We start from the raw sequence: 13,446 nt of genomic DNA on the forward strand, positions 1-13,446 counted from the left end.
ACAATTAAACTCTCAATCCAGGAAGCACAAACTAAAATAGTTGCAGAAAGTACAATTAACCACAAGATGAAACAACAACGTTACAGCCTTATAGTCTAGCAGCTCTGGAGTTTTATTATTAAAAAATGCCGTCTCACAGTTGATCTGTGGAACGGCATTTTTTTGTGCTTCTATAGCTTGTAGTCAGTTATATAACTTCACGGACTGCCCTTGTTGCAATGTCGGCGGAAAACGATAAGTGATAGGAACAGAAGCGCCCTTATCCTCGATACAAGAGAGTATAATCTTAGCAGCTTGCATGCCCATTTCGTAAGCAGGCTGACGAATTGTTGTAATGACCGGATTATAAATTTGCGCGAACTCCGCATCATCTATACCGATGACAGACAATTGTTCCGGAATAGCGATGGCATTTCGATTCGCATATTTCAAAATCTCTGCTAGCGTGATATCGTTCGTAGCCAATAACGCTGTCGGAGGGTCCGGCAACGCTAAAAGGCGCTTCAGTCCTGTAGCTAATTCTTCTTTTGGCACACTACAAATATACTCCTCACGCAGCGTTAGGCCCGCTTCTTCCATCGCTTTTTTATAACCACTGATCCGCTCTTTACGAGGGGTAATCGCATGCTCCCCTAGCGGCAGGGTGACCAGAGCAATTCGCTCATGGCCTTGCTGTGTAAGCTGTCCCACACCTATCTTGGCCGCCATTTCATTGTCGAGCAGCAAACTCTGCGTAGTGATTCCATCTACGAGACGATCCATAAACACTAACGGAAAATCAGCCTCTATTAGTCGGCTGTATGCAGATGGATTGTTCCCCGTCGGAAAAATAATCAAACCGTCCACCTGGCGGGCAACTAAGGTTTCGACGTACTTGCTTTCTTTTTCCGCATTCTCATCGGCATTGCATATGATTACTTGGATTCCGTGTTGCTGCAGCTCGTTCTCGATCGCCCGGATACATTGAATAGACAGCGAATAATCGATATTAGCAACGATGATTCCGACCATATGCGTCCGATTCTGTTTCAGACTGCGCGCAAGTCCATTCGGTTGATAATTGAGCTCCTCAATCACAGCCTCGATCCGATTTTTCGTCGCTTCACTCATATATTTAAAACGTTTGTTCAAAAATTGGGAGACCGTACTCTTCGACACTCCCGCTTTTTGAGCCACATCATCAATTGTTAACTTCTTCATCACTTCGGCTCCACTCTTCTCAAAAGAAAATTACTTTATCAAAAAGTATAGCTTTTATTGGGTGAATTATCTACTAAGGAGTATTGTTCATAAAATCCATATAAAGCTTATTTTGTTGCTCTTCCGATAAAAAAGCCCAATTCTCATCCAGCCACCCCAATCCAGCTTTCATAAGAATATCCGCTTTACGTTGTTCCCCGCCCACTTTATAATCCATGATTAGTGTTTCTCCCTTAATTTCTTTAAACCCAATTGCTATAGCAGATGTTGGAATGCTCATGGTCTCCATATCATAAAGTACGGTTTTCTCTTTGTACTTTTTATCCCTTGCATGTTCTAAGTAACTGAGTACGAGCTGCTCATGCTCCTTATCAACAGCAATGATTGACTTGTAATCTAATAGTGTATAATCATAGGATTTAAGCGTGATCGGTACCACAGTTTCCCCTGCCGCTGCTTTTTTAACATTAAGCATTGAAAATTCACCATCCTCATACATACCTACACCAAGAGTCTTTTTGTAAGAAGTTAACAGGACATAATCTCCCGCTCCAAAAACCCCACTCAAATATTGATAAGTACTTGCCCCTCCCGCATAAAGAGGAAAAGTATATATCCTAGTAGCCGAAGAAGCCGATAGCTCCGTCTGGTCCTTCGAGCTCAGGTAAAGGGTGAACGGCTCTGTAGGATGTGTGTACTTTGGCTTCTTGTAGTCAACCATCGGGGGTGGCGGCGACCAGAGGATTCCCGCTGTTGTCTCCACGGCATATGCTTTGCTCTTATCTCTGCTCATTGGTAAAGGCATGTAATATTTCTTACCGCTAATCTCAAACTCTGCTGGACTTGTCGGAGGCTCTGACGCTTTGTCATTAGTAACAGGAGTAGAAGAAGGTAGTATCGCTGCGGCTTGTGACTGCACCGATGAAGATTGGACTGGACCCTGACTCTTCCATGCGCCTATAGGCAAGTTAAGTGCACCTATCAACAAAATCATAGCCACACTGGTCAGTAGCACACTTTTGTTTATTCGATAACGTCTGTGATTTTTATTTTTAAGCGTAGCAGCCTGTTCGATCTGAATCATCAGCTCAGGTGTAAAGCCATCTTCAATAAAAGGCCCTTTGCCTGCTTGTGCATACCAATCATTCTGTCCGATCATCACCGGGTTACTGTCATCAGCTTTTCCTCTCATTCTCTCTCCTCCTTCTGGATGGCTTGCTTAACCTTCTCCCTCGCTCGCGCGAGTCGAGATTTCACAGTCCCCTGAGCTATATTCAGCAAATCAGACATTTCGGCAATCGATAGTCCATGCTGAATATCCAGTACAAGCACCTCTCTGTTCTTATCTGGTAGGGTCATAATAATTTCCCAGATTCGGTTCGCATACTGATTGCCGAGCGCTTCTCTTTCCGCAGACGGAGCATTTACAGTAACAGGTTGATCCCCAAATGGTATGAATCTGCGCCAAAAGCTATTTTTACTCCAGCTAAAGGCTGTATTTCTAGTAATCGTAAGCAGCCAGGTCTTCATCGACGATTGTCCCCGGTACTTCCCCACATTTTTATATGCCTTCAAAAACACTTCTTGGCTAATATCATTCGCTTGCTCACGGCTTCTAGTTAAGAAAAAAGCATAATTCCACACATCCGATCCATACTCCTCCATCATTTCCCGCAAGGTCATTTCGGACGCATACGCTTCTGCATATGGCATATCTTCGCTTAGCATGTTTCGTCTCACCCCTTGCCTAATAAGACTTTCCAAACTTGAAAAAGTTCCCTTTAAAATAAATAATTAGGTCATATATTACATAACAGCATAATCTCTATATCTGTCTTTTAAAAAGCACCACCGATGAACGCTTAAACGTCATCAGTGGTGCTCGCATGTCGGATTGGGGAGAGCTGAATATATCTAGAGATATAGGCGTTTCCCCTCATTTTGAGTGTACAAAGTGCAACAAAATGAAGATCCAGCTATCTTGGATTGCGTTCTATTGCACAAAATGCAATGCCTCCACCAACTTATATCGCACTTCAATCCCCTCAGCCCGCACCCGCATTTGTATCTCCCCCTGCTGATCCGTCCGGAATATAGATGCTTGGTTATCTCGCAATCGCTCCAACACCTCAGCTTTCGGGTGACCATACAGATTATTGACACCCGCAGAAATCACCGCTGCTGCAGGCTGCCAGAAGTCAAGCCAAGCTTCGCCAGAGGATGTCTTGCTCCCATGATGAGCCACCTTCAGCACATCAATGAAAGGTCCAGCGCTGATCCCCTTTTGCTTGGCCTGCTCTACAATCTCTTCCTCGGCTTCCAGATCCATATCTCCGGTGAATAGAAAGTTTCTACCATTCATCTCTAAGCGAAAAGCTACCGAATCGTGGTTCTGTTCTTCCAGTAGAGGAATGCCATTCTGATAAGGAGTACCCGACGCTTCTCCATCCCTTCCCTCCGGCCATAAAAAGGACAGCTCCGCCTGATCATCCGGGGAAAGGGTCATTCCTTGATGCACAGCATACAACTGAACATCCCTCTCTAGTGCAGTCCTCATCATCCCCATATAAAACTCGCGATCAACTAACGTTCCATTAAAAAGCAACGCCGAAACCGGAATCTCTTCCAACACAGCTTGGAGTCCTCCGGCATGATCCTGATCTCCATGTGTCAAAATAATCGCATCTAAACGGTGGATACCACGTTTTTTCAGCAGAGGCACTAGCACTTTAGCGCCAACCTCGAACGGACTTCGGCGAACGCGCCACTCTTCTTTTTGACCAAAGTTTAAGGTTCCACCACCGTCCACTAGAATATGTGCTCCTCTCGGTGTAGTGATGAGAATGCTGTCGCCTTGTCCAATATCCAGATAACTAATTGTACCTCTACCAGCTTGACCATACGACTGATAACCCCTATACAGCAACATCCCTAGTCCAACCGCCAATAGTAGAACAATCGCTCCGCTCCAGCGTCCAACCTTAGAAGCACCAACAGCAAGCTGTGCATTCCCCACTCTCCCAAACCCACCGTGACTGTTCACAGATAAACCAGCCTCCGCTAAAGGTCTCGTCTCATCCTCCATATATTGAGGTGCAGAACGAGCTTCCTTTCCTAGCTTGGCAACATACAGCAGACCATACAACAAAACATAGTACACCCCGATCCACAGCAGTGAAGGCGAGCCCCAAATCAGTACTCCACCGGTAAATTTGTTGATCCATTCCACTGCGTAGAAAGTAAAGTTATTCAGCAGCTCCGTAACATGCGCCAGTACGTTTGCAGCATCTTCCCACAGTCGTCCAAGCAGTAGCGCAAGCGTCCCTAGCGGCAATACTACAAAGGTAATAAAAGGTACAAAGACCAAATTGGCGACAAAGGACAGTAGCGAAAACTGATTAAAATAATAAATCGTGAGCGGGAAAGAAACTAATTGGGCCACTAACGTCACCGAGACCGCACCTTTAAGCCAGCGTGGCAGTATGCTCAAAAGAGGATTCATAAGCGGAACGTAGACCATCAAACCCAGGGTCACCAGAAAAGACAACTGGAAGCTGACACTGAGCAGCATATAAGGATTCCAGATCAACATAACCAGTGCCGATGCCGCCAAAATATTCAGTCCATCCTTCAACATTCCAACTCTTGCAGCGAGCAAGGCAATCATACTCATCAGCCCCGCACGCACAATGGACGGACCCGCACCAGACAAGAGGACGTATACCGGAACGAGTAAGAAAGTGAGCGTTAGTGCGGTCTCTTTTGTCAGGCGTAAGCGTCTTAACAGAAATAAAAGAACGCCTACATACACCGCTACATGCATACCTGAAATAGCGAGAATATGCGTCAAACCGAGCTGGGAGAACTGCTTAAAGGTATCCGGATCGAGATCATCCTGCATCCCAATGATTAAGCCCTTCATGTACCCAGAGTGGCGTCCTTGAAAAAGATGGTCCAGCTCAGCACCAAGGGCCGTTCGCGCGCTGTCATTTAAGCGAAGAATCGTTAACGGACTCCATGAATCTGGCACGGTTACCCTTACATTTTCCGCTCCCTGCCCCTTTAATAGCCAATGAATCTTCTTCGTATGTAAATAGGTACGATAATCGAAGCCTCCAAAATTACGCGCTACTGCCGGCTCTTCCAGCACACCATTAAGCAGCACCTCATCCCCTCTTCGCCACTCCGCAGCGACAGCAATTTCTTGTTCAGCCAGAAGTTTGATCTGAACTGCGATTAACTCACCCTCCCCCTTTTCACCCTGCTCTTCCACAGGATCAGATGCTTTTTCATCCCCTTCTGCAAGCAGGTTCATATGTGAGAGCTTTATTGTAAAATCAACCCGATCCCCATCCCGTTCCACGACGGAAATGATCTTGCCTCTAGCTTCCACGGGACTGCCATTCAGCTCTGCAATCGTGCTACCCAGCGCTTCAGGAATTCCGCTAATATTGCGAGCTTCGTTCCTCTCCCAATATCCAGCCGCTAAAGAAATGGATAAACACAACACGGCTATGTATTTCCAACTTGCTGTTCCCCACACCCTCAGACTCACCAGTAAAAATATTAATCCAGCCCACGCTAATAGCAGTCCGTTCCCTGAGCTTAAGCAAGCCGCTGCGCTTCCAGCCACCCAACATACTGTAAAGCTTAATAAAGGTCTTTCCTTCACGTTTCCTTCCCCCCTTTATCAATACTGAATACAAAAAAAGAACCTCTACATGCGCTACAAGAGCGCACGAGAGGTTCTTCCTCAAGCCATCTTATTAAATTAGTGTTGTACAGATCAGCTACTCTGACACTTTGATCATCGTTTCACTTGGCGGCTCATAGTTCTCCAATTGACGAAATATGATACCCTTGGCAGCCATCATCGCTTCAACCTTTTCCATATCCTTACGGTAAGGTCGGTAATACACGATTTCCACGATACCACTGTTCGCCAGCATATTAGCGCAGGTCCAGCAAGGCTCATCTGTCACATAGACGGTACTGCCTTCCCGATCGATTCGGTCTGTAAATAGCAATAGATTCTGTTCCGCATGAATCGTCCGGATACAGCGCTGTTTCTTCACCATTGTCTCTACGCCATCCACAATTTCCATTTCATATTGCTCCGAGAGCATACAGCCTGCCTCTGAACAATCAGGTACGCCCATTGGCGCCCCGTTGTACGCTGTTCCTAGCAACTTCTTGCCTTGTACCAGCACAGCACCCACATGTCGGCGATTACAGCGTGAACGAGTTGAGACCATGCAGGCAATGTCCATGAAGTAAGTATCCCAGTCTTTACGATAAGCAGCAGTCATAATTAATCTCCATATCCTTCTAAATAGTTGTTAACTATTGTAGCACATCCCCGCAAGTATTCACTAGGACAACGGTTGTAGCACATTCAACAGTACCTTCAATACCCTTTTATCTTCAAAATATTACTAAAGGCTTTAGCTTTTCTAGCATTTTGGGCCCGATCCCCTTCACCTTCCCCAAATCTGACAGACTACGAAAAGCCCCTTCACGGTTGCGGTACTCGATTATAGTCTGGGCCTTCTTCTCTCCGATGCCTGGGAGATCCATCAGCTCCTTAGCACCCGCAGTGTTCACATTTATTTTACCTTCCTGTGAAACGACTGACGCGGTAACCTCAAGCGCCTCCAAAGCAATCTCTCCAGTAACTGTTGTCCCCTTTTCATCTACTGGAGTCGGGACAGTATGATCTACTTGTGCAGTATCCTTCACCTTCTGAGCAGCATCAGACTTATCACTAACTTCAGCCTTTCCAGCACTATCAGTTTTCCCAGAAGCATCAGTCTTCCCAATAGCTTCGGCTCCCACTGTAACTTTCCCAGCACTTTGCTTATCTACCTTCGTCTGCTGGCCTCCCACTTTGCCCTCTGTAGCCGAAGCTTCACCTGGCTCAGCGACTCCAATCGCTTGTTCCATGCTTCCATTCAAGGTTTCCCATCCGGCAATGCCGGAATCCCCCTTGCTCCCTGCAGACCATAGCAACCCACCACCCAGTAGAACTACAACCACTCCGAGCACTATATTCCCTTTATTCAAAATGCGCTCCCCCTCACGAAAATTCGTCCTATACTTTTTTGTGAATCTTCATACATTCCTTTTATTGGAATTCCCTTTAATAATTCATACAAAACCTGTCATTTGTCCAAGGCTATCCTGCATACATATAACGAAGAGAATTCATGTCAGTTAGTAAAAAGCAATGCTAGAAAGGAGGAACCACAGGTGAAAGTAGGATTTATCGGAACAGGCAGCATGGGCAGCCTGCTGATCGACGCCTTTCTTTCTTCCGGAGCGCTAGAACCGTGTGATGTGCTTGCCAGCAACCGCAGCCTGAATAAGCTGCTGGAGCTTGAGAAGCGTCACCCCGGCATTTCCATTTGCGGAAGCAATAGGGAGACAGCGTTAGGAAGTGATATCGTTTTTTTATGCGTAAAGCCACTTGAATTTAAAACATTAACAGATGAGATCGGCTCATGTCTCCGGAGTGAGCAAATTGTCGTATCCATTACAAGTCCAGTTCAATTGCATCATCTGGAATCCGCTTTGCCGTCCAAAATTGCCAAGATCATCCCAAGCATTACGCACTGCGTCAAGAGTGGGACTTCACTGTGCATATTTGGCAGCAGGCTTAATAAAGAAGACAGGCTTGTACTGCTACAGCTATTGTCTTTCATAGGTGTTCCCTTAGAAATCCAAGAAGCACATACCCGAATCGCTTCTGATTTCTCCAGCTGTGGACCTGCGTTCTTAAGCTATTTCATTGAGCGCTGGATAGAAGCAGCCGTTGAGGCCACTGGAATTGAAGAGACATTAATCAGCCGACTCGCTGGTGAAATGCTGCTTGGAACAGGCAAATTACTGACAGAAGGGGAGTTTACCCCGCAAGAGCTTCAAGAACGGGTCGCTGTTCGCGGTGGCATTACTGCAGAAGCGTTAAGCCACTTACGTACCAGTCTAGATGGTGTATTTGAACGCCTCATCACGACAACGCATGATAAATATGATGAGGATGTTATTAAGCTTGATGAGCTATTCGGACACGACACTATTAATCAGGGTCCTAAAGAACGTTAGAACAACAAAGCCCGCAGCACGGATTTCTCCGATGCTGCGGGCAGAATTGCGTTCTTCGCTTAACCCACTACAATATTTACAAGCTTGCCAGGAACCGCAATAATCTTGCGTACGGTTTTACCTTCTACAGCTGCACTCACATTAGGAAGTGACAGCGCATGAGCTTGCATTTCTTCCTGACCCATATCCAGCGGAATCAGGGCGCGTTGTACGATTTTACCATTAACTTGAATAACGATTTCAACCTCAGCATCGACTGTCCATGCTTCATCATAAGCTGGCCAAGCCACGTAGCTGATGCTTCCTTCATGACCAAGCAGTTGCCACAGCTCTTCAGCAATATGCGGCGCCAGTGGTGACAACATTTGCACAAAGTGTTCGGCAGCTTCATGGGACAAGGTTTCTTGCTTGTAGGCATCGTTAATGAAAATCATCAACTGGCTAATCGCCGTATTGAAACGCAGATGTTCGAAATCCTCAGTGACTTTCTTAATCGTTTTGTGCCAAGTACGTTTGAACTCTTCCGTACCGCCATCTGCTGTGATTTTGGCATTGAGCTTACCTTCCTCATTCACGAACAGGCGCCATACACGGGACAAGAACCGGTGAACCCCTTCAACACCCTTTTCATTCCAAGGCTTGGTTGCTTCCAGAGGGCCCATAAACATTTCATAGACACGCAATGTATCTGCACCGAAAGCTTCAACAATTTCATCTGGGTTGATGACATTTCCGCGTGATTTACTCATTTTTTCATTATTATTTCCAAGAATCATGCCTTGGTTAACCAGCTTATGGAACGGTTCTTTCGTTTCCACTACGCCGATATCATAAAGCACCTTGTGCCAGAAACGTGCATAGAGCAAGTGAAGTACAGCATGCTCCGCTCCGCCAATGTACAGATCCACAGGAAGCCATGCTTTTTGCTTCTCAGGGGAGCACAGCTCTTGATCGTTTTTCGGATCAATATAACGCAGGTAGTACCAGCAGCTGCCCGCCCATTGCGGCATGGTGTTGGTCTCACGGCGAGCCTTCATACCAGTCTCAGGATCGATCGTTTCCACCCACTCTGTTACATTCGCAAGTGGAGACTCCCCAGTACCCGATGGTTTGATCGCATCTACATCAGGCAGTACCAGCGGCAGCTGATCAACCGGAACAGTCTTCATTGTACCGTCTTCCAAATGCAGAATTGGAATCGGCTCTCCCCAGTAGCGTTGACGGCTGAACAGCCAATCACGCAGACGATAGGTTACTTTACCTTTACCTACGCCCTTCTCTTCAAGCCAAGCAATCATCTTCGCAATCGCTTCTTCATTCTTAAGTCCATTCAAGAAATCAGAATTGACATGCGGTCCGTCTCCGGAATACGCCTCTTCTTCAACGTTGCCACCTTGTACGACTTCCACGATATTCAGGCCGAATTGTTTAGCAAATTCCCAGTCGCGAGTATCGTGACCTGGAACCGCCATGATCGCACCCGTTCCATATCCGGCAAGTACATAATCTGCAATCCAGATCGGTGCCTTGGCACCATTCACAGGATTGATTGCATACGCACCCGTGAATACACCGCTCTTCTCTTTAGCCAAATCTGTACGTTCCAGATCGCTCTTATGAGAAGCTTTCACACGATATTCTGCAATCGCTGCACGTTGTGCTTCTGTTGTAATGGCATCAACCAGTTCATGCTCTGGTGCTAATACACAGTAGCTAGCTCCGAACAATGTATCTGGACGTGTTGTAAACACGGTCAGGCTAGCATCGTGACCTTCAATTTCAAAGTTCACTTCTGCACCTGTGGATTTGCCAATCCAGTTGCGCTGCATATCCTTGATGCTTTCAGACCAATCCAGCTCTTCCAGATCTTCAAGCAGACGCTCAGCATATTCAGTAATTCTCAGAATCCACTGACGCATCGGTTTGCGGACAACCGGATGTCCTCCGCGCTCACTTTTACCATCAATAACTTCTTCGTTGGCAAGTACTGTACCCAGTGCCTCGCACCAGTTAACAGGTACTTCTGCTACATAAGCCAAGCCTTTGTTGTACAGCTGGATGAAAATCCACTGCGTCCATTTGTAATAATCTGGATCTGTAGTGCTGATCTCGCGATCCCAGTCGTAGGAGAAACCCAGCGATTTGATCTGACGACGGAAATTATCGATGTTCTTATCTGTAAAATCACGTGGATGCTGACCTGTATCCATTGCATACTGCTCTGCAGGAAGTCCAAAAGCATCCCAGCCCATTGGGTGCAGCACGTTAAAACCACGCATCCGTTTGTAACGGGATACGATGTCCGTTGCTGTGTAGCCTTCTGGATGACCTACGTGCAGTCCTGCACCTGAAGGGTACGGGAACATATCCAGTGCATAGAAATTCGGTTTGGTTGGATCTTCACCTGTCTTAAAACTTTTGTTCTCATCCCAGAACTTTTGCCATTTGGGCTCAATAGCCTGCGCCCGGTAACCGCCGGCAGGTATACTGTTTGTTTGATTGTCGCTCATTGTCTGCTCCTCCTTGGAGTATTACTACTTAGATTTCTTAACCAAGCATAAACGCCATCGGCATCCTTATAAGGACGGTAAGCGTTTATGCGAGAAATATAAGACATGAAGTATTTCGGGAAACCTATACCCTCTTATATTTACAAAAAAACCTCCCATCCCTAGCGTATTATCGCTAGGGACGAGAGGTTATAATTCCCGTGGTACCACCCTAGTTAGCGGCTGAATATACTTTATTCTGCCACTCACTTTGCACCCTTTAGCGGGGGTGAGGCGACGACGGTTCACCTAGGGCATCCATTATGTCTAGTGGATATCCTGAAACTTGCGCCGTTACTCCGAGGTGAGTTCACTCCGTTCCGTTAACCGGCTCGCACCTTAGTGCCGGCTCTCTGCAATAACGGTATAGAATTAATACTCCTCATCATCGATCAACTATATATACCGACTGTTCATCAGTAATATTCCCCAACATTATATACAAAACTGTTGTCTATAGTCAATGTTTTACCCTATTTACACGGGCTTTCGTTTGATTAAATACGTCATAAAGTGTTGAATAACGACTTTTGCAGCTGCGAAGAACGGTACAGCAAGGATAAGTCCGATCATTCCCGCCAATTCACCGCCAACCAGAAGCGCAAAAATAATGAGCAGCGGATGCAAATGCAGCTTCTTTCCCACCACCTGTGGTGAAATAATGTTACTTTCCACGATTTGGCACACTGTGTTAACCACTGCAACCAACAGCACTAAACGAAAAGAAACAGTCGAAGCCATCACAATGGCTGGTGCAGCCCCCAAAAAAGGACCCATATACGGAACAATATTGAACACTGCCACCACACTGGCAAACAGTAAAGCATACGGCATTCCGATAATGGCATACCCGATATAAGCAAGCACACCTATAATAATGCAGACCAGAAACTGTCCACGAATGTAGTTGCCGAGTGCATCATCGATATCTTTTAACAAAGTTACAATAGACTTGCGGCGTGCGCGGGGCAGGCAAGACACCACCGTCCGCTCAAACACATCAAAATCCTTCAGAATATAGAACACTAGAAACGGTACGATGAAAGCATTGAACAGCACATTAATCGTTGTCCCTATATTATCGAGAAAATTAGAAATCCCTTCAGCGAGACGACTTTCCAGTTGAAAAAACCAGTTATTCATCCCCATCTCGACCCCGGGCGGGATTAGTCTAGAATTCATATGTCGCATCAGCCCCTGGGCTTGCAGCGTCATCTCTGGCAAATGTTCATTCAACTCTTCAAGCTGCTCGATAAACATCGGGATAAGGTTAATTGCGATCACTGCAATCGCCGTTAGGAATACTGCATATATAAGTAGAACAGCTACACTACGCGGCATCTTCCGTCCAGCCAGCATACTAACGACGGGATTCAGCACGTAGGAAATAATCATAGCTGCCAGAAATGGAGCGAGGATTGCCTTCAAAAATACAAATATCCCCTGCAGCATCGGACGAAGCAACCAAACAAAATACAAAATGATCAGGGAGAGCAGCACTCCGATCATCCAGCGGAACCACTTACTTTGGGACCATTGCTCCATGAGTGTACCCTCCTGCGACTGTAGCCTGGACTAGCTTCGTAAATAAGTATATGTATGGCCGCAGCAAAATAACCATCAAGCACACAAAATAACCCCACAAAGTGAGGCTTTTGCTTCGATGCTGAATCAGGTACTTTGCGGGGAACCCAAAAAAAGCGCCAATAACCCTGCAGCTGATTTCAACTGAAAGGAGATTGACGCTTTAAGTACATAGATCATTCTTGCTTACAAAGCAAGCTTCATAGTTAAGACGACGCATGAATTTGCGGGAAATCCTGAGTCATATCATCCCCGGAGAAGAGATCGTCCAGCGAGCTGAGTGTGCCATCTTCTTCAACTTGATACACCGACATTTTCTCGCCGTTTACCGTCAATTCAATGAAACAGCCCCAGCAATAGAACTGGTGGGAACCAATCTTTCCGATATCTTTGGAGTTACAGTTTGGACACTTCATATAATACATTCCACCTATCCGTTAACAATATTAATGGCTTTTTGTAGCCGTTCTTCGCTCATTGCAGGAACCATTAGAGCATTCTCACCAATGGACATCTCATCAGAACAAGGCAGCCATTTGCGGCCTTCGATCAAATCAGTCACAAGCCCGTCACTGATTTCCAGCGCTCCTATTGTGTTTCCCAACTTTTGGTCAAAATAAACATCCGATATTCGTCCAAGTATAGTTCCAGTTGTAGTCAGTACTTTCAAATCCTTAAGTTTGTTCTTTCCTAGTAGAAAAGTACAAGGTATATGATCAGCATCTGTCTTATCAATCGACTCTTTACTACGAATCATGACAGCATCCTCGCCGTAGGCCACAATATCTTTCCATGCCACAAATTTCACATGGCCACCAAAAAAAGATTTGCTTTCCAGTTCAATACCCGTAATATTCCAGTTTGAATCGAGTAGGATATCGACAATCTTGCCGATTTCATTCCCCTCTTCAACTTCAAATACAGCCAAGCCGATCAGATCTTGTAGTCTCATGGCTGCCTCGGTCCCCTCACTTTGAGTGTACTTACGAGTTCTCAGAAAGCCAAAAGCCGA

General features: G+C 45.9%; 11 protein-coding genes. 1 reads left to right on the forward strand and 10 read right to left on the reverse strand.

The features are described 5' to 3' along the window. Positions 1-183: 183 nt before the first annotated feature. From ACQKMP_RS28040 to ACQKMP_RS28065, 6 genes are all read right to left on the reverse strand, one after another. Positions 184-1,200 (reverse strand): LacI family DNA-binding transcriptional regulator, encoded by a 1,017-nt coding sequence (locus tag ACQKMP_RS28040; RefSeq protein ID WP_427472170.1) that lies wholly within the window; start codon positions 1,198-1,200, stop codon positions 184-186. A gap of 73 nt (positions 1,201-1,273) precedes the next feature. Next, on the reverse strand, positions 1,274-2,392 hold the full coding sequence (locus ACQKMP_RS28045) for a hypothetical protein (protein ID WP_427472172.1): 1,119 nt from the start codon (positions 2,390-2,392) through the stop codon (positions 1,274-1,276). Next, a complete protein-coding gene (locus ACQKMP_RS28050; protein ID WP_427472174.1) occupies positions 2,389-2,928 on the reverse strand; it encodes an RNA polymerase sigma factor in 540 nt (179 codons plus the stop codon). The genes ACQKMP_RS28045 and ACQKMP_RS28050 overlap by 4 nt, the downstream gene beginning before the upstream one ends. A 265-nt stretch (positions 2,929-3,193) precedes the next feature. Continuing rightward, positions 3,194-5,872, reverse strand: coding sequence for a ComEC/Rec2 family competence protein (locus ACQKMP_RS28055; protein WP_427472176.1), 2,679 nt, complete (start codon positions 5,870-5,872; stop codon positions 3,194-3,196). A gap of 118 nt (positions 5,873-5,990) precedes the next feature. Beyond that, positions 5,991-6,509 carry a deoxycytidylate deaminase gene (locus ACQKMP_RS28060; protein WP_042191041.1) on the reverse strand — a complete coding sequence of 173 codons (519 nt, stop codon included), beginning with the start codon at positions 6,507-6,509 and terminating at the stop codon, positions 5,991-5,993. Between the two features lie 115 nt (positions 6,510-6,624). Continuing rightward, positions 6,625-7,263: a ComEA family DNA-binding protein gene (locus tag ACQKMP_RS28065; protein ID WP_427472178.1), complete on the reverse strand. Its 639-nt coding sequence runs from the start codon at positions 7,261-7,263 to the stop codon at positions 6,625-6,627. Positions 7,264-7,449: 186 nt separating this feature from the next. On the opposite strand from ACQKMP_RS28065, the gene comER reads away from it, so the two are divergent. Beyond that, positions 7,450-8,301: a late competence protein ComER gene (gene comER / locus ACQKMP_RS28070; protein ID WP_042191043.1), complete on the forward strand. Its 852-nt coding sequence runs from the start codon at positions 7,450-7,452 to the stop codon at positions 8,299-8,301. Positions 8,302-8,360: 59 nt separating this feature from the next. Here comER and leuS read toward each other — a convergent pair whose 3' ends face one another. The 4 genes from leuS to ACQKMP_RS28090 all read right to left on the reverse strand — a co-directional run bounded on the left by leuS (position 8,361) and on the right by ACQKMP_RS28090 (position 13,386). Continuing rightward, entirely contained in the window at positions 8,361-10,811 is a 2,451-nt protein-coding gene (leuS, locus tag ACQKMP_RS28075; protein WP_339243256.1) for a leucine--tRNA ligase, read from the reverse strand. A 516-nt stretch (positions 10,812-11,327) separates the two neighbouring features. Then, positions 11,328-12,395, reverse strand: coding sequence for an AI-2E family transporter (locus ACQKMP_RS28080; protein WP_042191048.1), 1,068 nt, complete (start codon positions 12,393-12,395; stop codon positions 11,328-11,330). A 245-nt stretch (positions 12,396-12,640) separates the two neighbouring features. Beyond that, the gene (locus ACQKMP_RS28085) at positions 12,641-12,850 is read right to left on the reverse strand and encodes a hypothetical protein (protein ID WP_036677557.1); all 210 of its coding nucleotides are present in this window, start codon (positions 12,848-12,850) and stop codon (positions 12,641-12,643) included. 14 nt (positions 12,851-12,864) lie between these two features. Then, the gene (locus ACQKMP_RS28090; RefSeq protein ID WP_042191050.1) at positions 12,865-13,386 is read right to left on the reverse strand and encodes a PRC-barrel domain-containing protein; all 522 of its coding nucleotides are present in this window, start codon (positions 13,384-13,386) and stop codon (positions 12,865-12,867) included. Positions 13,387-13,446 lie beyond the last annotated feature (60 nt).

The organism is Paenibacillus sp. NPDC101420 (genome assembly GCF_050277435.1).
In the GTDB taxonomy this organism is placed as follows: Bacteria; Bacillota; Bacilli; order Paenibacillales; family Paenibacillaceae; genus Paenibacillus_AQ.

Bases quoted from the DNA above. Each gene is read 5' to 3' on its own strand.
- ACQKMP_RS28040 (WP_427472170.1), bottom strand. From the start codon at position 1,200: ATGAAGAAGTTAACAATTGATGATGTGGCTCAAAAAGCGGGAGTGTCG.
- ACQKMP_RS28045 (WP_427472172.1), bottom strand. From the start codon at position 2,392: ATGAGAGGAAAAGCTGATGACAGTAACCCGGTGATGATCGGACAGAAT.
- ACQKMP_RS28050 (WP_427472174.1), bottom strand. From the start codon at position 2,928: ATGCTAAGCGAAGATATGCCATATGCAGAAGCGTATGCGTCCGAAATG.
- ACQKMP_RS28060 (WP_042191041.1), bottom strand. From the start codon at position 6,509: ATGACTGCTGCTTATCGTAAAGACTGGGATACTTACTTCATGGACATT.
- leuS (WP_339243256.1), bottom strand. From the start codon at position 10,811: ATGAGCGACAATCAAACAAACAGTATACCTGCCGGCGGTTACCGGGCG.
- ACQKMP_RS28080 (WP_042191048.1), bottom strand. From the start codon at position 12,395: ATGGAGCAATGGTCCCAAAGTAAGTGGTTCCGCTGGATGATCGGAGTG.
- ACQKMP_RS28085 (WP_036677557.1), bottom strand. From the start codon at position 12,850: ATGAAGTGTCCAAACTGTAACTCCAAAGATATCGGAAAGATTGGTTCC.
- ACQKMP_RS28090 (WP_042191050.1), bottom strand. From the start codon at position 13,386: ATGAGACTACAAGATCTGATCGGCTTGGCTGTATTTGAAGTTGAAGAG.